Origin of the sequence: Novosphingobium resinovorum (assembly GCF_027922145.1) — a bacterium.
In the GTDB taxonomy this organism is placed as follows: domain Bacteria; phylum Pseudomonadota; class Alphaproteobacteria; order Sphingomonadales; family Sphingomonadaceae; genus Novosphingobium; species Novosphingobium resinovorum.
Map to the genome: position 1 here is coordinate 341,978 of NZ_BSFC01000044.1, position 17,702 is coordinate 359,679.

Consider the following 17,702-nt stretch of genomic DNA (forward strand, 5'->3'; position numbering starts at 1 on the left):
AACCAGGGCTTTCTGCGGCTGAGCGTCAGATCGGCCAGGTTGCGCGATGATAGGCGGAATCCCAGAACATCCATTCGAAGCGCGTTGCATTGCGGAAGGCGGTGACCATGGCCGCGCGCGTTGACGCCGTGGCGTTTTGCGCGGCTTCATCGACAAGGGCGCGGACGCGGTCGGTCGCTTCGCCGAACGCGGGCGCGGCGTACGTGTCGATCCAGGCGGCATAGGGATTGGGCGAGGCGGCGCGCGGCTTCACGTCGCAGCCGACCTCCCAGTAGACCCAGAAGCACGGGAGGATGCCCGCGATCAGTTCCTCGTAGCTGCGCGTCGCGGCCAGTGCGGAAAGGTAGCTGGTGTAGCCGAGGCATGCGGGCGTCGGCTCGCTGGCCGCCGCGATCTCGGCGGTGACGCCAAACTGGGCGAAGAACGCCTGGTGCAACGCTTCCTCGACTTGCACGGCGACTTTGGCTCCGTCGGAGAATTCGAGGCGGCCGCTCGCGGTCGGTGCGCGCGCCGCGGCGAGAGCGAGGGCGCGGGAATACTCGGCGAGGTAGAGGCTGTCCTGCACGATGTAATGCCGGAAACTTTCGGGCGCGAGCGTTCCGGCGGCCAGTTCGTTCAGGAAGGGGTGATCGAGGATCGCCCGGCGCAGCGGTGCGACGTCTTCCCAGACCGTTTGGCAAAAGCTCATGCGCGAAGTTCCCTCGGATGCGAAAGTCGGGCGCGCTTAAAGCAGGATCAATTGCGAATGACCATCTTCGTCGCTGCGATCGCAATGACGAAAGTGCCGGGGGACCATGCCTCGCGGGCGCGGAACGCAGGCAAAAAGAAAGGGCCGGTCCGAAGACCAGCCCTGTAGAAGTTTTGGGAGAGGATGCCTGAAAGGCACCCCTCATATGCTTTCGGAGGGTGATTCCCGCAAACGCGAAAACCATTACATCAGTTGCATGTCTTGCAACGATCGCCCTCTGTGCGCTGAGCGTCAACTTTGCAAAACGGCCCCATAGAGGTCGTGCTCGTCCGCGTCCTCCACAAGAACCTCAACGATATCACCGACTTGCAAGCCGGCAGCATCGCGCAGGAAGACGTTGCCGTCGATCTCCGGCGCATCAGCCTGCGAGCGGCCGGTTGCACCGACGTCACCGTCTTCGTCCGCTTCGCCCACTTCGTCGATGATGACGGGCAGCACCCGGCCGACCTTGGCGGCGAGCTTCGCGGCGCTGATCGCGGCGGTCTTTTCCATGATTCGCTGGTAGCGCTCTTCCTTGACCTCTTCCGGCACCGGATCGGGCAGGTGGTTCGCCGAGGCCCCCTCGACCGGTTCGAAGCGGAAGGCGCCGACGCGGTCGAGCTGCGCTTCGTCGAGCCAGTCGAGCAGGTACTGGAAGTCGCTCTCCGTCTCGCCGGGGAAGCCGACGACGAAGCTGGAGCGGATCGCGATATCCGGGCAGATCTCGCGCCACTTGTGGATGCGGTCGAGCACCTTGGCCTCGTTCGCCGGGCGCTTCATCGCCTTGAGCACCGACGGCGCCGCGTGCTGGAACGGGATGTCGAGGTAGGGCGTGATGAGCCCCTCGGCCATCAGCGGGATGACGTTGTCGACGTGCGGGTAGGGGTAGACGTAGTGCAGGCGCACCCACGGCTTGCGGCCCTGCGCATCCTTCAGGCCGCCGAGTTCGCGGGCGAGGTCGGTCATGTGGGTGCGGACCGCGTGGTCCTTCCACATGCGTTCCTCGTGGCGCACGTCGACGCCGTAGGCCGAAGTGTCCTGGCTGATGACGAGCAGTTCGCGCGTTCCGGCCTGCACCAGCTTTTCCGCTTCGCGCAGCACCGCGTCGATGCGGCGGCTTGCCAGCTTTCCGCGCAAGCTGGGGATGATGCAGAACGAGCAGGCGTGGTTGCAGCCCTCGGAGATCTTGAGGTAGCCGTAGTGGCGCGGCGTCAGCTTCACGCCGGCGTCGTCGTAGGCCTGCGGGATCAGGTCGAGGTAGGGCGAGAGTTCGGGCGGGGCCGCCTCGTGCACCGCCTCGACGACCGCCTCGTACTGATGCGCGCCGGTCACCGCGAGGACTTGCGGGAACTTGGCGCGGATCGCTTCCGCCTCGTTGCCCATGCAGCCGGTCACGATCACGCGGCCGTTCTCGGCGATCGCCTCGCCGATGGCGGCAAGGCTTTCTTCCTTGGCAGAGTCGAGGAAGCCGCAGGTGTTGACGAGCACGACATCGGCGCCGGAATAGTCCGGGCTCATGTCGTAGCCGTCCGCGCGCAGGCGGGTGAGGATGCGCTCTGAATCGACGAGCGCTTTCGGGCAGCCGAGGCTGACCATGCCGACTTTCGGCGGGGAGGGGAGTTCGATAGCCATGGGATTGGCGCGCCCGATACCCGCAAATGGCGTCCGAGTCACGAAAAACGAATTTTGCGGGTGATTCGCAAAACTTGCACAAGTGCACGGAGCCTGCAAGACAGGGCGCCGCACTTAGGGAAGGATTGGAAATGGGTCCGGTGAACTGGCTGGCGGTCGTGCTGGCTGCAGCGCTCGCGGTAGCGGCGGGCGTCGTGTGGAACACCGTGCTGTTCCGTGACGGACGCCAGATCGTCCCCGGCAGTTCCGAACGTGCGGGCGGTTACATCACCATGGCCGTGGTGTTCCTCATCAGCGCGGCGATGCTGGGGCATGCGCTTGCCCGGATCGGCGCCGAGACGCTGGCGGCGAAGCCTTGGCTCTACTTCATGCAGAGCGGCGGACTGGCGATCGCCTTCGTGATGCCTGCGGTGTGGCTGACGCACTCACGCAGCCGCACCGAACCGGCGCGGCGGGTGATCGACTGCGCGTTCTGGCTGGTCGCCTACCTGGCGATGGGGTTGGTGTTCTGGGTATTCGGGTAAGGTTGCTGCAAACACTGTCGTCATCCCAGCGCAGGCTGGGACCGCTGGCGGCTGTGCGCCCAACCCTCGTCAAAGCGCCCTCACGCTACGCAGGTTTTTTGCGGTTAGCGGTCCCAGCCTGCGCTGGGATGACGAGATTTGCTGCGATAACTTTAGAATAGACTTCAAGGCGTGACCGCGATCTCCACGATCAGATCGCCGGCCTCCAGCACTTTCGCGCCGGGCTCCCAGAAGCCGATGCACTGCTCGCCGCGATAGATGCGCACGCCTTTGCCGGTGGCCAGTTGATCCAGAGACTTGCCGACTTCCTCCGGGCGCACGGGCCGTTCGACCAGCTGCACCCGCCCATCCACCGAGGCGAGGTCGGACATGTACTCGGCGATATGCTGCCCCTCCGCCGAGCCTGCCAGCAGCAGGCCGGTGAAGCGCACGGGATTGATGACGTTGTCCGCGCCCGCCTGCCGCGCCAGCAGTTCGTTGTCGTCGGCGCGCACCACCACCGTGATCGGCACGCCGGGCGCGAGGTGGCGCGCGGTCAGCACGATCAGGATCGAGGTGTCATCGCGCCCCGCCGAGACGAGGATCGTGCGCGCAGCGTCGATCCTCACGGCGGCCAGCGTCTCGTCGCGGGTGGCGTCGCCTTCGAGCACGTTGCAGCCCTGCTGCTCGGCATGGCGCAGCCGTCCCGCCGAAGGATCGACGACGACGATGCAGGCCGGGTCGGTGCCGCGCGCGATCAGTTCCTGTACCGCCTGCGAGCCGCTGACGCCGAAGCCCAGCACGACGACATGGTCGGACAGGCGTTCCTGAATGCGCTTCATGCGCCAGCTCTCCCAGCTATGCTTGATGAAGTAATTGTAGGCGGTGCCCACGAAGATGAAGATCACCGCGAAGCGGATCGGCGTGACGATGACCGCCTCGATCAGCCGCGACTTGTCGCTGACCGGCGCAATGTCGCCGAAACCGGTCGTGGTGATCGAGATCATGGTGAAATAGAACACGTCGAGGAAGCTGACGGTCCCGTCGTGCGTGTCCTTGAGGCCGTCGCGGTCGATCCAGTGGAGCAGCACCACAAGCATCACCAGCGCGAAGGCGCCGCCCAGCCTGAGGCCAAGGTCCGCCCATACCGGCAGGTCGACCGCGCGCTTGAGCGGCTTCGCCAGCTTGGGAGGCAGTTTCGGCTTCTTCACGGAGCCTTGGGCAACTGGCCCAGCGGATCGACGGGCTGGCCGTCCTGGCGCACTTCGAAGTGCAGTTCGCTGCCCTTGGCGCGCCCGGTGTCACCGACCAGGCCCACGCGTTCCCCGGCGGCGACTTTCGCGCCTTCCTTCACCGTGACGCGGCTGAGGAAGCCGTAGGCGGTGAACCAGCCGTCGCCGTGGTCGAGCACGACGAGGTTGCCGAACTGGTTCTTCTCTGCCCCCGCGAACTTGACGGTTCCGGCAGCAGCCGCACGGACCATCGTGCCCTTGGCGGCAGGAATGTCGATGCCGTCGTGGTAGTCGGAACCCGTCATGTACCCGCGCCGCACGGTGCCGGTCAGCGGCCACGCGAACCGCGCGGAGCGAGGTGCCGGGGCCGCAACCACCGGCTTGGGTGCGGGCACGATGGTCTTCGCGACACCCTTGGGTGGTTCGATCAGGGTCGGGATCAGCAGGTTCTGGCCCGGCTTCACCGGCGAGGCCGGATCGAGGCTGTTGGCGAGCGCGATCTGATCCCATGGCACGGCCGTGTCCATCGAGATCGAGAAGCCGGTTTCCCCGGTCTTCACCAGATGGCGGCCGGTGCGCGGAATCCGCAGCTTCTGGCCGACGCGCACGTCATAGGGCGGCTGCAGGCCGTTGGCTTCGGCGATGAGGATGCGGGGCACCTTGGCGCGCGCGGCGATACCGCCGAGCGTTTCGCCGGTGGCGACGAGGTGTTCGGTCTCATACTCGGGCGCACCTGCGGCAGCCGGGGTGCGAGCCTCGATCACGCGGGCGGCGGTGGCGACCTTCTTCGCGGCAGGCGCTGCGGTGTCGGCAGCGCGGGCTACTTGCGCGGCTTTGCCGTCACGCGGGATTGCCAGCTTCTGGCCGACGCGGACCACGTAAGGTTCCTTGAGCGCGTTGGCCTTGACGATGGCGCTGGTCGAAACGCCCGCGCGGTTGGCGATGCCGTTCAGGGTTTCGCCGGACGCGACGACGTGGACCGTCTCTTCCTCTTTAGGAGCGGCGGCATAAGCGGGCGTGCTCGCAAGGGCGGCAGCGAGGAAGAGGGCGCGCTTCATCAGGCGAAACGCTCCGCCAGCGCCTGCATCGAGGCGTCGTGGGTAAGGTCGAGGTGCAGCGGCGTCACCGCAATGTAGCCCTCCGAGATCGCCTCGAGGTCGGTGTTGTGGCCCAGCGTGTGCTCGATGCCGTGGAGGCCGAACCAGTAATACGGGAAACCACGCGGATCGCGGCCCTCGACGACCGATCCGCGCGCGTAGTCGTGGAAGCCCTGACGCACGACGCGAATGCCCTTGATCGCATCGGCGGGCAGCGCCGGGAAGTTGACGTTGACCAGCGTGCGCGGCGCGAACGGCTGATCGAGCAGCGGGCGCAGCACTTTGGCGCCCCATGCCTCGGCGGCGGCGAAGTCCACGCCGTCGCCCATGTCCTCGCGCGAGGGGACCTGGCTGAGCGCGATCGAACGGATACCCGCCAGCGCGCCCTCCAGCGCGGCCGAGACGGTGCCCGAATAGGTCACGTCATCGCCGAGGTTGGCGCCGCGATTGACGCCCGAGAGGATCAGGTCGGGCGGTCCGGGCAGCGCCTTGCGCAGGCCCATCGTCACCGAATCGGTCGGCGTGCCGGTCACCGAGAAGCGCTTTTCCGCGTGCTGGCGCATCCGCACCGGGCGGGTGAGCGTCAGCGAGTGCCCCGCGCCGGACTGTTCCTCGCTCGGCGCGCAGATCCAGATGTCGTCGGAAAGCTGCGCGGCGATCTTCTCCAGCACATAGAGGCCGGGGGCGTTGATGCCGTCGTCATTGGTGAGGAGAATGCGCATATTCATGCCTTTAACCATAGTTGCGCAAGGGAGGCTACGCGAACCCGTTGCGGCACCGTATTTTCTTTCGTCATCGCGAGGGCCGCAGGTCCGTGGCGATCCAGGGCGGAATCGAGCTGCCCTGGATTGCTTCGCTATGCTCGCAATGACGAGGAAGGGTGGGACGAGGAAGGGTGCTCGCTCAGACCAGCGCTTCCAGCTTCTCGATCCCGCCCATCCACGGCTTGAGCACCTCGGGCACCAGAACCGAGCCGTCCTCCTGCTGATAGTTCTCCAGAACCGCGACCAGCGTGCGGCCGACCGCGAGGCCCGAGCCGTTGAGCGTGTGCACGAACTCGGTCTTCTTCGAGCCTTCCGGCTTGTAGCGCGCGTTCATGCGGCGGGCCTGATAGTCGCCGCAGTTCGAGATCGAGCTGATCTCGCGGTAAGCGGCCTGACCCGGCAGCCAGACTTCGAGGTCGAAGGTCTTGCGCGCCGTCGCGCCCATGTCGCCCGCGCAGAGCAGCACCTTGCGGTAGGGCAGGCCGAGTGCTTCGAGAATGCCCTCGGCGGCCTTGACCATGCGCTCGTGTTCGGCCTCGCTCTCTTCCGGCTTGGCGATGGTGACGAGTTCGACCTTCTCGAACTGGTGCTGGCGGATGAACCCGCGCGTGTCACGCCCGGCTGCCCCCGCTTCCGAGCGGAAGCAGGGGGTGAGGGCAGTCATGCGCAGGGGCAGTGTCTCGGGGTTCAGGATGTCGCCCGAGACCGCGTTGGTCAGCGAGACTTCGGCCGTCGGGATCAGCCAGCGGCCGTCGGTGGTCCTGAACAGATCCTCGGAGAACTTGGGCAACTGGCCGGTGCCGTAGACGGCCTCGTCCTTGACCAGCAGCGGCACGGCGCATTCCATGTAGCCGTTGGTCGCCGTCTGCGTGTCGAGCATGAACTGCGCGAGCGCGCGGTGCAGGCGCGCCATCTGGCCCTTGAGGAAGGTGAAGCGCGCACCCGACAGCTTCGCGCCCGTTTCGAAATCGAGGCCGAGTGCGGGGCCGAGGTCGGCATGTTCCCTGGACGTGAAGGCGAATTCGCGCGGCGTGCCCCAGCGCGAGACTTCGACGTTCTGCGATTCGTCCTCGCCGTCCGGCACTTCGGCGACGGGAATGTTGGGCAGGCCCGCCAGCGCGTCCTGAAGCTGCGCGGAAAGTGCCTTCTCCTCGGCTTCGAGCGCGGGGAGGGTATCCTTGAGCGTCGCGACTTCGGCCTTGAGTGCCTCGGCCGTGGCGGTGTCGCCCGAACCCATGGCCTTGCCGATCGCCTTGGAGGCTTCGTTGCGGCGGTTCTGCCCTTCCTGCATGCGCGTCGCGACGGCGCGGCGCTGCTCGTCGAGGGCGACGAGGCTGGCGGCAACGGGCGCTACGCCCCGGCGGGCGAGGCCGGCGTCGAAGGCTTCGGGATTTTCGCGGATCTGGCGGATGTCGTGCATAGTGCCGCTGCCTATGCCGCGCGGGCGTTGCGCCCGCAAGACGCCGCGCCGGTTTATGACGCCGATCGGCCGTTGAAACGTGCTTATGGCCCGACATTGCAATCGGCAACAACGCGGCAAGGGGATCGTTGCACCGGTGACAGCCGCCGCAGGGCTGTCGGACCCGGAGTGCGTGAATTGCTCGAAGAAGACCCGAACGATCCGATGAACGAACGCCACGCCTCGCCCGGCACGCGCAAGGGCGTGCGAAAGATCGTCTGGATGGCGGCGGGGCTTGCCGTGATGTTCGTGATCGCGGCGGGAATCGCCGCCACCTCGATCGGTGTCCTGCAGCGTCCCGGTGCCGATCCGGGCGCCGTGCAGAAGGCACCGGCCGACTAGGACGCAAGATCAGTTTCAGGAAGATCGCCGGAGGCGAAGTCACCATCCTTGGAGAAGGATGGTGGGCGCGACAGGGATTGAACCTGTGACCCCACCCGTGTGAAGGGTGTGCTCTACCGCTGAGCTACGCGCCCGCTCCGTTAGCGGAAGCGCGCCTTTAGACAGGCCGGATCGAATTGACAAGCGGGGAATGCAAGATAAATCGCTGCGACATGACTGAAGATAACACCACGCCCGAATCCGCCCCCGTCGCCTCCGGTACGCCCAATGCCGGTTCCGACGTGCCGCCCGATCACCTCGCGATCAATCCGCGCAGCCCGTTCTTCGATCAGGACAAGCTGCAGCGCGGCGTCGGCATCCGCTTCAAGGGCACCGTGCGCACCAATGTCGAGGAATATTCCATTTCCGAAGGCTGGGTGCGCGTTCAGGCGGGCAAGACGCTCGACCGCAAGGGCAATCCGCTTACCGTCAAGCTGATGGGGCCGGTCGAGGCATGGTACGAAGACCTCGGAGAGAACCCGCCGGTCGCGAAGAAAGACTGAACTCCCGGAACGAAAAGCGCGCCGTCGCATAGGCGAGGGCGCGCTCTTCCCGGGGGATGAGAGGGTTAGAATTTCCCGGCGATAATGTCGCCGATAGGGTCGCTGCGGCGGCCCTTTTTCTTTGCCGGACTGCCATCGCGGGCAAAGGCAAGGCGAACTTCGCCGCGATCGGGCTCTGCATCCCTGAACTTCGTGCCGGGCTTGGCGTTGTAGATGAAGCCCGAGACCGGCCAGTGCGTGTTGCCCAGATTGCGTGACGGCCCGTACCAGATGCGCACTTCGCTCCAGTCGTTGTTCGGCGAGACGTCGAGCGCGGTGACGTTGCGCTCGATCTCGCCCGGCACCGACCAGTTGGCGTGGCTGAGCAGCACTGTGCGCGCATCGACGATGCGGCTGACGGTGGCGACGTGGCCGAGCTTCGAATTGTTGAACGGCTTGATCGCCATTACCGCGCCCACGCGCGGCGATCCGCCGGTGGCGTAGCGGCCCTTGGCCTGACCCCACCAGGTCCACGCATCGCCATAGAGTTGGATGCCCGAAGTGGTGCGCGCATAAGGCACGCATTCGAGGTGGCCGGGGGTATTGGGCACGCTCACGGCCGAGCCCGCGCCGCCGTCGCGCGCGCCGTCCGCGTCGATGACGGTCGCGGCCATGGCGGTTGCGGCCATGGCGGTTGCGGGAAGCACGCTCGCCAGAGCCAGCGCTGCAACGGTGATGTATCGAAAAGCCCTCATGAACGCCGTTTTGCCCTCGGAACATTGCCATGCGTCTTCCGGGGTTGGTTAACGACGAGCGGCCGAAAGGTTCCGGTCGAGTTGCTCAAATCGGCTCGAATATTGAGCATCAATCGATTGCATCGACGTTAACGCGGATTTTCGTCCTTTTCCTGATGTCTTTGTAAATGCAGGTAATCGGCGTGCTTTTCGCGAAGTGGCCGGGGCTGACGCCGACGCGTCCTGCTCTTGGCAGGGCAGCGCGAATCACCGCAAAGCTTGCTAAATTCGCCGGAAATCCCCAAGCGGTGGGAATCATGCTTCCCCAAGTTATCATCATAGGCCGACCCAACGTCGGCAAGTCCACGCTGTTCAACCGACTCGTCGGCAAGAAGCTGGCGCTGGTCGACGACCAGCCCGGCGTCACGCGCGACCGTCGTTTCGGCGATGCCGAGCTTATCGGCCTGAAATTCCAGATCGTCGACACCGCCGGCTGGGAGGACGACGAGGCCGAGACGCTGCCCGGCCGGATGCGCAAGCAGACCGAGGCCGCGCTGGCGACCGCGGATGTCGCGCTGTTCGTGGTCGATGCGCGCGCGGGGCTCACCCCGCTCGACGAGGAGATCGGCAACTGGCTGCGCGCCTCGCCGGTGCCGGTGATCCTGCTTGCCAACAAGGCCGAGGGCCGTGCGGGCGAAGGCGGGCTGCTGGAAGCCTATTCGCTGGGCCTCGGCGATCCGATCGGTGTCTCCGCCGAACACGGCGAAGGCATGGCGGACCTGTTCGAGGCGCTGTTGCCGCACCTCGATCCGCTGCAGCCGCCCGAAGACGAATTTCCCGAGGAAGAGGACGAGGAAGCGCGCCTGCTCGCGCCGCTCAAGCTGGCGATCGTCGGCCGTCCGAACGCGGGCAAGTCCACGCTCATCAACAAGCTGCTGGGCGAGGACCGCCTGCTCACCGGGCCGGAGGCGGGGATCACCCGCGATTCGATCACCATCCACTGGAACTGGACGGACCCCAAGACGCAGGACACGCGTGAGGTTCACCTGATCGACACGGCCGGCATGCGCAAGCGCGCCAACGTGGTCGAGAAGCTGGAGCGCATGGCCGTGGCCGACGCGCGCCATGCGATCGATTTCGCCGAAGTCGTCGTGTTGCTCCTCGATGCCACGCGCGGGCTGGAGCACCAGGACCTGACGATCGCGTCGAAGGTGCTGGAGGAGGGCCGCGCGCTGATGATCGCGATCAACAAGTGGGACGTGGCCGAGGATGCCTCGGGCCTGTTCAACGGCATTCGCGCCGCGCTGGATGATGGACTGGCGCAGGTTCGCGGTCTGCCGCTGCTGGCGGTCTCCGCGCGCACCGGCAAGGGGCTGGACGAGATGATCGCCGCGGCCTTCTCCATCCGCGAGGCGTGGAGCAAGCGCGTGCCGACTTCGGCGCTCAACCGCTGGTTCGACGATGCGCTGGGCGCCAACCCGCCGCCGGCGCCGGGCGGCAAGCGCATCAAGTTGCGCTACATCACCCAGGCGAAGACCCGCCCGCCGGGCTTCGTGGTCTTCGGCACCCGCCTCGACCTGCTGCCGGAGAGCTACAAGCGCTATCTCATCAACGGGATGCGGCGTGAACTGGGCTTCGAATCGGTGCCGATCCGCCTGAACCTGCGCAGCGCAAAGAACCCGTTCAAGAAGGACTGAGGGCAAGGCCGGGGTATAAACTCCGGCCTTGTCGTTTCCGTTGTCCCGGACTTGATCCGGGACCGCTGGCCATGAGCGGCCCACGTCGCTGCGTGCGCCTGCGGCCTATCGCCTCAAGATGTGCCAGCGGTCCCGGATCAAGTCCGGAACGACGGGGCGTCATGAAGGATGCGCCACTGCTTCCTCGATGGCCTTTGCCGCACCCGCTTCGGTCTGCACCGGGATCGGCGAGCCTTCCGCCACAGAGGCTTTGGCTTCGCGCCGGTCGCGATGCTGGTTCCACACCGCGATGAACAGGGCGGCGATGACCGGGCCGATGATGAAGCCGTTGAGGCCGAACAGTTCCAGCCCCGAAAGCGTCGCGATCAGCACCACAAAGTCGGGCAGGCGGGTGTCGCGGCCGACGAGGATCGGGCGCAGCACGTTATCGACCATGCCGATGATGAACACGCCGCAGAACACCACGATGCCGCCGTGCACAGTGTTGCCGGAAGCGAAGAGGTAGATCGCGGCAGGCACCCAGATGATGCCGGTCCCGACGGCAGGCAGCAGCGAAAAGAACCCCATCAGCACGCCCCAGATCACCGCGCCCTCGATGCCCAGCACCGAGAACAGCAGCCCGCCGAGCAGCCCTTGCACCACCGCGACGACCACGGTGCCGCGCATCGTCGCGCGCACCACGAGCAGGAAGTTCTGGATCAGCGAATCGCGCGTGTCGGCGTGGAGCGGCATGCTGGTGCGCACCATTTCGCCGTAGCGGTCGCCGTCACGCAGCAGGAAGTAGCTGAGGTAGAGCATCACGCCCAGTGCCGCCACGAAGCTCAGCGCGCCCTGACCGACCGACAGCACCCGGCCTGCGACCGTCTGCAAGCCGCTGGTGATGCTGGAGCCGAACTGGCGGCGGATCGTCTCGAAATCGTTGAGGCCGAATTCGGCGACCATGCTGCGCACGCGGTGCGGCAGAGCGCCCTGGACCTGCTGGACGATGCGGCCGAAGTCGATCTGGCCGGTGGTGATCTTCTGGTAGAGGACCGTCGCCTCGTTGACGATGCTGATGCCAAGCAGGATCGTCGGCACCACGAACAGTGCGATCAGGCCGAACAGAACGATCGAGGCGGCAAGGTTCTTGCGTCCGTCCAGCCGTTCGGCGAGCTTCGCGGTCATCGGCTGGAACATGATCGCGGCGACCACGCCCCACAGGACAGCGCCGAAATACGGGGCGAGCAGATAGGCCCCGGCCAAGGAAATAAGCACCACGAGGACGGCGAAGCCGACATCCTCGGTCTGTAACCCACGCTTTTCGTCAGATCCCATTACCACCCCTTACAACGCAAAACCGCCGCTGCCATCCGATAAACGACGGCAGCGGCGGCGGTTCCCGTTGGGGTCTGTCGGTAAATCCGCCGCAGGCGTATTTTGCGGCACCGGCCCCAAATGCGAGCATCCGGCCCACCCGACCTCCCACGAGCGTACCATAGATGGGAGGTCGGGTGGGGGCGTGGGCCGGTGCCGCATGAGAATGCCCCGCAGGGCATTCTCACAAGCAAATCAGGATTCCGATTCGCCGGCCGGCTTGCTCTGGAGCTGGCAGTAGTTCTGGATGCCCATGCGGGCGATCATGTCGAACTGCTTTTCGAGGAAGTCGACGTGCTCTTCCTCGCTCTCGAGGATGCGGGCGAAGATCTCGCGGCTGACGAAGTCGCGCACGGTCTCGCAGTGGGCGATGGCTTCCTTGAGCATCGGGATCGCGTCGTATTCGAGCGCGAGGTCGGCCTTGAGGATTTCCTCGACCGTTTCGCCGACGCGCAGCTTGCCCAGGTTCTGGAAGTTGGGGAGGCCGTCGAGATAGAGGATGCGATCGGCCAGCACGTCGGCGTGCTTCATTTCGTCGATCGATTCGTGGCGCTCGTACTCGGCGAGCTTCTTGATGCCCCAGTTGTCTAGCATGCGATAATGCAGCCAGTACTGGTTGATTGCGGTGAGCTCGTTGAACAGCGCCTTGTTCAGAAACTCGATAACCTTGAGGTCGCCCTTCATCGCGCGGAAACTCCTATTCTGGAGCCGCGGCCTATATCCGGCAATGTCGAGTCGGGCAAGTCAGGTCATGAATTACGCGGCGGCAGCTATTCCCATTCCGGCGGACGAAACTTCGTCGGCGATGATGTCTTCGGCTTCGTCCAGGCACTGGCGGCACTGCGGGGTGCGACCGATCGAGCCGTAGATCGCTTCGGCATTGCCGCGCACACGGCGGGCTGCGCAGCGAAGTTCGGTCTCTCGGATGGCATTGCAGATGCACACGTACATGAGCGAATCCTTGTGTTCTTCGCTCAATATATGCGAGTGCGAATAGATCGCAATAGCGAAAATGCATCAGGCTATGCGATTGTTCAGCGGGCGATTGTCAAGCAAGCGGTGCTCCACGAGCGAGCGCCAGAGCCATTCCAGCGGCCCGCGCCGGAAATGCCGCAGCCAGACCGGGCTCCACGCCAGCATCAGCGCCCAGCCGCCCAGCACGAACAGCCATTGCCGTGCAGGCGGGACCTGACCGTAGAGCCCGAGGCCCCAGCCGTAGAACACGAAAGTCATGACGAGGCTGGTGGCGATGTAGTTGCTGAACGCCATTCGTCCGGCGGCGATCAGGCGGCGGCCGAGCCACGTCGGCGCGATTCGGGGCGCGGCGAGCACCAGCAGCCCGGCATAGCCGACGCCGCCCAGTACGTGTGGCATGGCGAGCCCCCATACGAGCGCGGCCTGCATGGCGACGGCCGGGAAATGGCGCGGCCAGGCCCAGCCGAGGAACATAACGGTCAGGGCCATCCCCGCGAACGTGCAGGCGAGCGAGACTTCGATCAGGCGCTTGCGGCGCAATGTTCCATCGAACAAGCCGGCCCGATAGAGCGCCATGCCGATCAGCATCAGCGGCAGCGTTTCGGAGAACGAGCCCGATATCATCTGAATCTGCCAGAAGGGGCGTTCGACCAGCTTGACCCGCAGGAGGTCGAGCCAGCCAAGCCGGGCCTCGTGCATTTCCTGCGCTGCCCAGTCGTACATCGGCTGCAGTCGGGCCGCGAGCAGGCGCAGTTGCTCCGTCGTGGCGACGTGGTCGCGCACGGCGTGTTCGGCGTCGATGGCGGTCGCGGCGTCGAACATCCCCCAGATGTGCCAGGCGTAGTAGAGGGCAAGGGCGATCCACAGCAGCATGCGGTCGCTGAGCGGGCGCATCAGCAGCGCCGCGATGCCGCAGGCGGCGTAGAGGAACAGGATGTCGCCCCACCACAGCAGCAGGTAATGCGCGATCCCCAGCAGCAGCAGCCAGCCGAGCCGTCGCAGCTGGATCTGGTCGCCGTCGCGCCCTGCCGCCTCCGCGCGTTCGTGGAACAGCACCAGCCCGGCGCCGAACAGCAGGGTGAACAGCGCCCGCATCTTGCCCTCGAAGAACAGGAAGCTGAACGCCCATGCGGCCTCGTCCAGCGGGCTGACGGGATGGAGGAGCGTCGGCGTCGTCGTGCCGATCATCGGTCCGGCGAACCCGGCGATATTGATCGCCAGGATGCCGAGCACGGCGACGCCGCGGATCAGGTCAAGCGTTTCCAGCCGCGCCGGGGCAGCGGCGGGCGCATCCTCTTCGGCGAGGTCGGAGAAGGTCAGTCCCTGCTCGCCAGACACCCGAAGCCACCGGCGGTCAGGCGGGCACAGGCAGCGTCGGCCTCGGCCTTCGAGGCGAAGCCGGTGGCCTGCAGCTTCGTCAGCCGTCCTGCGGGCACCAGCGCGCGCGGATGACCGGCGAGTTCGGGGCGGCCCTTGATCTTGCCCCACAGCGCCTCGGCATTGCCGGGAACGCCGAAGGCGCCGAGCTGGACGCGCCACGGGCCGGAGGCTGCGGGTTTTGGTGCTGGGGGCTTGGGTGCAGGTGCCGGTTGCGGCCCAAGTGGCTTGACCGGCGCGGCCTTGACCGGCGCAGGAGCGGCGCTGCGGGGCAGGGTATCGCTCGTTCCGGCGGCGCGGGCGGCTTCGGTGACGGCGCGCTTCGCCTCGGTCACCTCTGGCGCGCGGACCGGCTCGGCCATGGCGAGGCGGGTGCCGAGTTCGGCCGAGGCGCTCTGGCGCTGGAGGTTCGCCTGCGTTTCGGCCGCGATCTTCTGGGCGAGGACGACGCTCTTCTGACGGTCCGCCAGCGGGATGTTGCGGTCCATCTGCTCCAGCGCGCTCTTGGCCTGCGGGAGCCCGGCGGCCTGCGCGAGACTGGCCAGCGCATAGGCGCGCACCCAGTCCTTGGGCACGAGGTCGCCGTTGAAGTGCGCGACGCCGAGAATGTATTGCGCGCGCGGATCGCCGCGAGCGGCCGAGTTCTGGATATAGGGCAGGGCGCGCTGGCGCTCGCCGCGCTGGAACAGCAGCAGGCCGTAGGCGTCGGCGGCCTGCACATGGCCCTTGGCAGCGGCCTTGCCGTAAAGATCCTCGGCGCGGGCCAGGTCGAGCGGCTCGCCGCGTCCCAGCTTGTAGGCCTGCGCCAGGTTGAACTGCGCGTCGGGGTCGCCCTGGTTGGCGAGCGGCTGCCAGATGCGCACGGCGTCGTCGTAATTGCCGCTGGACCACGCATCGACGCCGTCCTTTACACTGGTTCCGGCCATGTCGGCGGCGAGGCCCGCGCTCCATGCGGGCACGGCGAGCGCCACCATGGCGGCGGTGAGTATCGGGAGAATCTTGCTCACGTCGTCGGTGTTCCGGTGCTGCCCCGTAGAAGGTCCAGGATCCCCATGAACCACGGATTGTGGTAAGCTAAAAGCGTTAACGTGGGGTGCACTCTGAATCGTCACACTTGCGCCGGTGAACGCCCGGTTTCGCCCCTCTAAGCAATTAACCGTAAATTAGGAACGATCTGGCACTCCCATCGGCAGGGCACGGCGCCCGCCGTATAGGGGAATCGGTTTTGCGCGTTTTGGCTTTGGCATCGCAGAAGGGCGGATCGGGCAAGACGACGCTGTCCGGCCATCTTGCCGTGCAGGCGCAGCGCGCCGGAGCCGGGCCGGTCGTGCTGATCGACATCGACCCGCAAGGCTCGCTTTCCGACTGGTGGAACGAGCGCGAGGCGGAGATGCCGGCCTTCGCGCAGACTACCGTGGCGCGCCTTGCCGCAGATCTTCAGGTGCTGCGCCAGCAGGGTTTCAAGCTGGCGGTGATCGACACCCCGCCCGCAATTACCCTCGCGATCCAGAGCGTCATCGCCGTCGCCGAACTCATCGTCATCCCGACCCGCCCCAGCCCGCACGACTTGCGCGCGGTGGGCGCCACCGTCGACTTGTGCGAGCGGTCGGGCAAACCGCTGGTCTTCGTCGTCAACGGCGCCACGCCCAAGGCGCGCATCACCGCCGAGGCCGCCGTCGCGCTCTCGCAGCATGGCACCGTGGCGCCGGTCACCGTGCACCAGCGCACCGATTTCGCGGCCTCGATGATCGATGGCCGCACCGTCATGGAGATCGACCCGAACGGTCGCTCCGCCGCCGAGATGGCCGCCTTGTGGGCCTATGTCGCCGACCGTCTCGAAAAGAATTTTCGCCGCACGATCTTCGCCACGCCTGCTGTCGGACAGCCGGTGCAGGGAGGCGTGCTGCGTCCGGTGGGCGGTTTCGGCCGCCGTGTTCCGGCCTGATTTGGGGTAGATGCAATGAAGAACCGCCACAACAACAGCGCCCGTAACGCAGGCTTCACCTTGTGCTCGGCCATGGTCGCGGCGCTGCTCGCGGGCTGCGCGGGTGGGCCGCACGGTGTCGCCAGCGCGGGTGACACGCGCGTCGCCGAGGGGCAGGTCGCCGGAGTGGACGAGGGCGCCCTTTCCAAGGTCGAGGCGCGCGTCGCCAAGTCGCCGCGCGACATGGGCGCCCGCTCGGCACTGGCGCAGGGCTATCTTGCCGCGGGTCGCTTCAATTCGGCCGCCACGACCTTCGAGGACGCGCTGGCGCTGGGCGACCGCAGCCCGCGCACGGGGCTCAGCCTTGCGCTCGCCTACATCGGTTCGGGCCGCAAGGCCGAGGCGCTCGACGTGCTGCAGCGCTTTGCCAACAAGCTCCCGGCGAGCGACTACGGCCTCGCCGTGGCGCTGGCGGGCCAGCCTGCGCAGGGCGTCGAGGTGCTTTCGCAGGCCGTGCGCGGCGGCGAAAACAACGCCAAGACGCGTCAGAACCTTGCCTATGCTTATGCCCTCGACGGCCGCTGGGCCGAGGCGCGGGTGATCGCGTCGCAGGATGTCTCGGGCGATGAACTCGAAGCGCGCCTGCAGGATTGGGGCGCGAAGGCGAGCCCCGAACAGGGCCGCGCACGCGTCGCAGGCCTGCTGGGCACGCCGCTGCGCCTCGATCCGGGCCAGCCGACGGCGCTGGCACTGAACGGTATCGATCATACCCCGCGCGTGATGATGGCTGCGGCCGAGCCGGTTGAGCCTGTCGCGGAACTTCCTGCAAGCGAAGAGGCAGCGCCTGCTCCGGTCTTTGCCGAAGCACCTGCGCCGGTCGCTCCGGCGATGGCGTTCGCGGACGAGGCGCCGCGTCGCTTGATCGAACGTGCTTTCGACGGCAGCCTCGCGCGCATGCAGAAGCCGCAGGTGAAGAAGGCGGCGGTGAAGGTCGCTCCGGTTAAACAGGCCGTGACTGGCCAGTCGGGCAGCCATCTGGTGCAGCTCGGCTCGTTCAGCACGATGGACGGCGCCAAGCGGGCCTGGGCGATCTTCCAGAAGCGCGACCCCTCTCTGCGTGGCCATGCGCTGCGGATCACCGAGGCCGACGTCAACGGGCGTCGCTATTACCGCGTTGCCGCCGAAGGTTTCGCGCGCGGCGTGGCGCAGTCGATGTGCTCGACCGTCAAGGGACGCGGCGGCGAATGCCTCGCCTATGAGGACGGCCGCTCGCTGCCGGGCGCGGTCGCTGCGCGTGGCAGGCCGATGCTGGCGAGCCGCTGAAGCTTCAAAAGTTCCATGTGAACCTTTGCACGGCCCTTTCGT

Annotated in this window: 19 protein-coding genes and 1 tRNA gene; 6 read left to right on the forward strand and 14 right to left on the reverse strand. The window is 66.5% G+C overall.

The window, feature by feature from the left end:
- Nucleotides 1-25 precede the first annotated feature (25 nt).
- Both tenA and rimO read right to left on the reverse strand, forming a co-directional pair.
- Nucleotides 26-688, reverse strand: a complete 663-nt coding sequence (gene tenA, locus PKE80_RS24300; RefSeq protein WP_271184689.1) for a thiaminase II — start codon at nt 686-688, stop codon at nt 26-28.
- A 291-nt stretch (nt 689-979) separates the two neighbouring features.
- The gene (rimO, locus tag PKE80_RS24305) at nt 980-2,359 is read right to left on the reverse strand and encodes a 30S ribosomal protein S12 methylthiotransferase RimO (protein WP_271184690.1); all 1,380 of its coding nucleotides are present in this window, start codon (nt 2,357-2,359) and stop codon (nt 980-982) included.
- 131 nt (nt 2,360-2,490) lie between these two features.
- On the opposite strand from rimO, the gene PKE80_RS24310 reads away from it, so the two are divergent.
- Nucleotides 2,491-2,883 carry a DUF1761 domain-containing protein gene (locus PKE80_RS24310; protein ID WP_008833528.1) on the forward strand — a complete coding sequence of 131 codons (393 nt, stop codon included), beginning with the start codon at nt 2,491-2,493 and terminating at the stop codon, nt 2,881-2,883.
- A gap of 164 nt (nt 2,884-3,047) precedes the next feature.
- On the opposite strand, the gene PKE80_RS24315 is transcribed toward PKE80_RS24310, so the two are convergent.
- The 4 genes from PKE80_RS24315 to serS form a co-directional block, all read right to left on the reverse strand.
- Nucleotides 3,048-4,073 (reverse strand): potassium channel family protein, encoded by a 1,026-nt coding sequence (locus tag PKE80_RS24315; RefSeq protein WP_008833527.1) that lies wholly within the window; start codon nt 4,071-4,073, stop codon nt 3,048-3,050.
- Complete coding sequence (locus PKE80_RS24320) at nt 4,070-5,152, reverse strand: LysM peptidoglycan-binding domain-containing M23 family metallopeptidase (protein ID WP_271184691.1); 1,083 nt, start codon at nt 5,150-5,152, stop codon at nt 4,070-4,072. The genes PKE80_RS24315 and PKE80_RS24320 overlap by 4 nt, the downstream gene beginning before the upstream one ends.
- Nucleotides 5,152-5,913: a 5'/3'-nucleotidase SurE gene (surE, locus tag PKE80_RS24325; RefSeq protein WP_008833525.1), complete on the reverse strand. Its 762-nt coding sequence runs from the start codon at nt 5,911-5,913 to the stop codon at nt 5,152-5,154. The genes PKE80_RS24320 and surE overlap by 1 nt, the downstream gene beginning before the upstream one ends.
- A gap of 181 nt (nt 5,914-6,094) precedes the next feature.
- Nucleotides 6,095-7,375, reverse strand: coding sequence for a serine--tRNA ligase (gene serS / locus PKE80_RS24330; protein WP_271184692.1), 1,281 nt, complete (start codon nt 7,373-7,375; stop codon nt 6,095-6,097).
- A gap of 177 nt (nt 7,376-7,552) precedes the next feature.
- Between serS and PKE80_RS24335 the strand changes: the two genes are divergently transcribed.
- Nucleotides 7,553-7,756 carry a hypothetical protein gene (locus PKE80_RS24335; protein ID WP_155986174.1) on the forward strand — a complete coding sequence of 68 codons (204 nt, stop codon included), beginning with the start codon at nt 7,553-7,555 and terminating at the stop codon, nt 7,754-7,756.
- Between the two features lie 59 nt (nt 7,757-7,815).
- Here PKE80_RS24335 and PKE80_RS24340 read toward each other — a convergent pair.
- Nucleotides 7,816-7,890, reverse strand: a tRNA-Val gene (locus tag PKE80_RS24340).
- A gap of 78 nt (nt 7,891-7,968) precedes the next feature.
- On the opposite strand from PKE80_RS24340, the gene PKE80_RS24345 reads away from it, so the two are divergent.
- A complete protein-coding gene (locus PKE80_RS24345; protein WP_271184693.1) occupies nt 7,969-8,298 on the forward strand; it encodes a DUF3297 family protein in 330 nt (109 codons plus the stop codon).
- Between the two features lie 65 nt (nt 8,299-8,363).
- Here the strand turns inward: PKE80_RS24345 and PKE80_RS24350 are convergent, their stop codons facing one another.
- Nucleotides 8,364-9,032, reverse strand: coding sequence for a CHAP domain-containing protein (locus tag PKE80_RS24350; RefSeq protein WP_271184694.1), 669 nt, complete (start codon nt 9,030-9,032; stop codon nt 8,364-8,366).
- A 109-nt stretch (nt 9,033-9,141) separates the two neighbouring features.
- A complete protein-coding gene (locus tag PKE80_RS24355; protein WP_271184695.1) occupies nt 9,142-9,330 on the reverse strand; it encodes a hypothetical protein in 189 nt (62 codons plus the stop codon).
- Between PKE80_RS24355 and der the strand changes: the two genes are divergently transcribed.
- Nucleotides 9,329-10,708, forward strand: a complete 1,380-nt coding sequence (der, locus tag PKE80_RS24360) for a ribosome biogenesis GTPase Der (protein WP_008833521.1) — start codon at nt 9,329-9,331, stop codon at nt 10,706-10,708. The two genes, PKE80_RS24355 and der, sit on opposite strands and share 2 nt — an antisense overlap.
- 159 nt (nt 10,709-10,867) lie before the next feature.
- Here der and PKE80_RS24365 read toward each other — a convergent pair whose 3' ends face one another.
- The 5 genes from PKE80_RS24365 to PKE80_RS24385 form a co-directional block, all read right to left on the reverse strand.
- The gene (locus PKE80_RS24365; RefSeq protein WP_271184696.1) at nt 10,868-12,022 is read right to left on the reverse strand and encodes an AI-2E family transporter; all 1,155 of its coding nucleotides are present in this window, start codon (nt 12,020-12,022) and stop codon (nt 10,868-10,870) included.
- A gap of 234 nt (nt 12,023-12,256) precedes the next feature.
- On the reverse strand, nt 12,257-12,745 hold the full coding sequence (gene bfr / locus PKE80_RS24370) for a bacterioferritin (protein WP_008829349.1): 489 nt from the start codon (nt 12,743-12,745) through the stop codon (nt 12,257-12,259).
- A 72-nt stretch (nt 12,746-12,817) separates the two neighbouring features.
- Nucleotides 12,818-13,012, reverse strand: coding sequence for a (2Fe-2S)-binding protein (locus PKE80_RS24375; RefSeq protein WP_271184787.1), 195 nt, complete (start codon nt 13,010-13,012; stop codon nt 12,818-12,820).
- Nucleotides 13,013-13,078: 66 nt separating this feature from the next.
- Nucleotides 13,079-14,374, reverse strand: coding sequence for a DUF418 domain-containing protein (locus PKE80_RS24380; RefSeq protein ID WP_271184697.1), 1,296 nt, complete (start codon nt 14,372-14,374; stop codon nt 13,079-13,081).
- Complete coding sequence (locus PKE80_RS24385) at nt 14,353-15,420, reverse strand: SPOR domain-containing protein (RefSeq protein ID WP_271184698.1); 1,068 nt, start codon at nt 15,418-15,420, stop codon at nt 14,353-14,355. Before PKE80_RS24385 ends, PKE80_RS24380 begins: the two co-directional genes overlap by 22 nt.
- 218 nt (nt 15,421-15,638) lie before the next feature.
- Between PKE80_RS24385 and PKE80_RS24390 the strand changes: the two genes are divergently transcribed.
- Both PKE80_RS24390 and PKE80_RS24395 read left to right on the forward strand, forming a co-directional pair.
- Entirely contained in the window at nt 15,639-16,358 is a 720-nt protein-coding gene (locus PKE80_RS24390) for an AAA family ATPase (protein ID WP_271184699.1), read from the forward strand.
- A 15-nt stretch (nt 16,359-16,373) separates the two neighbouring features.
- Nucleotides 16,374-17,660 carry an SPOR domain-containing protein gene (locus tag PKE80_RS24395; protein WP_271184700.1) on the forward strand — a complete coding sequence of 429 codons (1,287 nt, stop codon included), beginning with the start codon at nt 16,374-16,376 and terminating at the stop codon, nt 17,658-17,660.
- The last annotated feature ends 42 nt before the right edge of the window (nt 17,661-17,702 follow it).

Bases quoted from the DNA above. Each gene is read 5' to 3' on its own strand.
- serS (WP_271184692.1), bottom strand. From the start codon at position 7,375: ATGCACGACATCCGCCAGATCCGCGAAAATCCCGAAGCCTTCGACGCC.
- tenA (WP_271184689.1), bottom strand. From the start codon at position 688: ATGAGCTTTTGCCAAACGGTCTGGGAAGACGTCGCACCGCTGCGCCGG.
- PKE80_RS24320 (WP_271184691.1), bottom strand. From the start codon at position 5,152: ATGAAGCGCGCCCTCTTCCTCGCTGCCGCCCTTGCGAGCACGCCCGCT.
- rimO (WP_271184690.1), bottom strand. From the start codon at position 2,359: ATGGCTATCGAACTCCCCTCCCCGCCGAAAGTCGGCATGGTCAGCCTC.
- PKE80_RS24355 (WP_271184695.1), bottom strand. From the start codon at position 9,330: ATGATTCCCACCGCTTGGGGATTTCCGGCGAATTTAGCAAGCTTTGCG.
- PKE80_RS24365 (WP_271184696.1), bottom strand. From the start codon at position 12,022: ATGGGATCTGACGAAAAGCGTGGGTTACAGACCGAGGATGTCGGCTTC.
- der (WP_008833521.1), top strand. From the start codon at position 9,329: ATGCTTCCCCAAGTTATCATCATAGGCCGACCCAACGTCGGCAAGTCC.
- PKE80_RS24345 (WP_271184693.1), top strand. From the start codon at position 7,969: ATGACTGAAGATAACACCACGCCCGAATCCGCCCCCGTCGCCTCCGGT.
- surE (WP_008833525.1), bottom strand. From the start codon at position 5,913: ATGCGCATTCTCCTCACCAATGACGACGGCATCAACGCCCCCGGCCTC.
- bfr (WP_008829349.1), bottom strand. From the start codon at position 12,745: ATGAAGGGCGACCTCAAGGTTATCGAGTTTCTGAACAAGGCGCTGTTC.
- PKE80_RS24350 (WP_271184694.1), bottom strand. From the start codon at position 9,032: ATGAGGGCTTTTCGATACATCACCGTTGCAGCGCTGGCTCTGGCGAGC.
- PKE80_RS24310 (WP_008833528.1), top strand. From the start codon at position 2,491: ATGGGTCCGGTGAACTGGCTGGCGGTCGTGCTGGCTGCAGCGCTCGCG.
- PKE80_RS24375 (WP_271184787.1), bottom strand. From the start codon at position 13,012: ATGTACGTGTGCATCTGCAATGCCATCCGAGAGACCGAACTTCGCTGC.
- PKE80_RS24395 (WP_271184700.1), top strand. From the start codon at position 16,374: ATGAAGAACCGCCACAACAACAGCGCCCGTAACGCAGGCTTCACCTTG.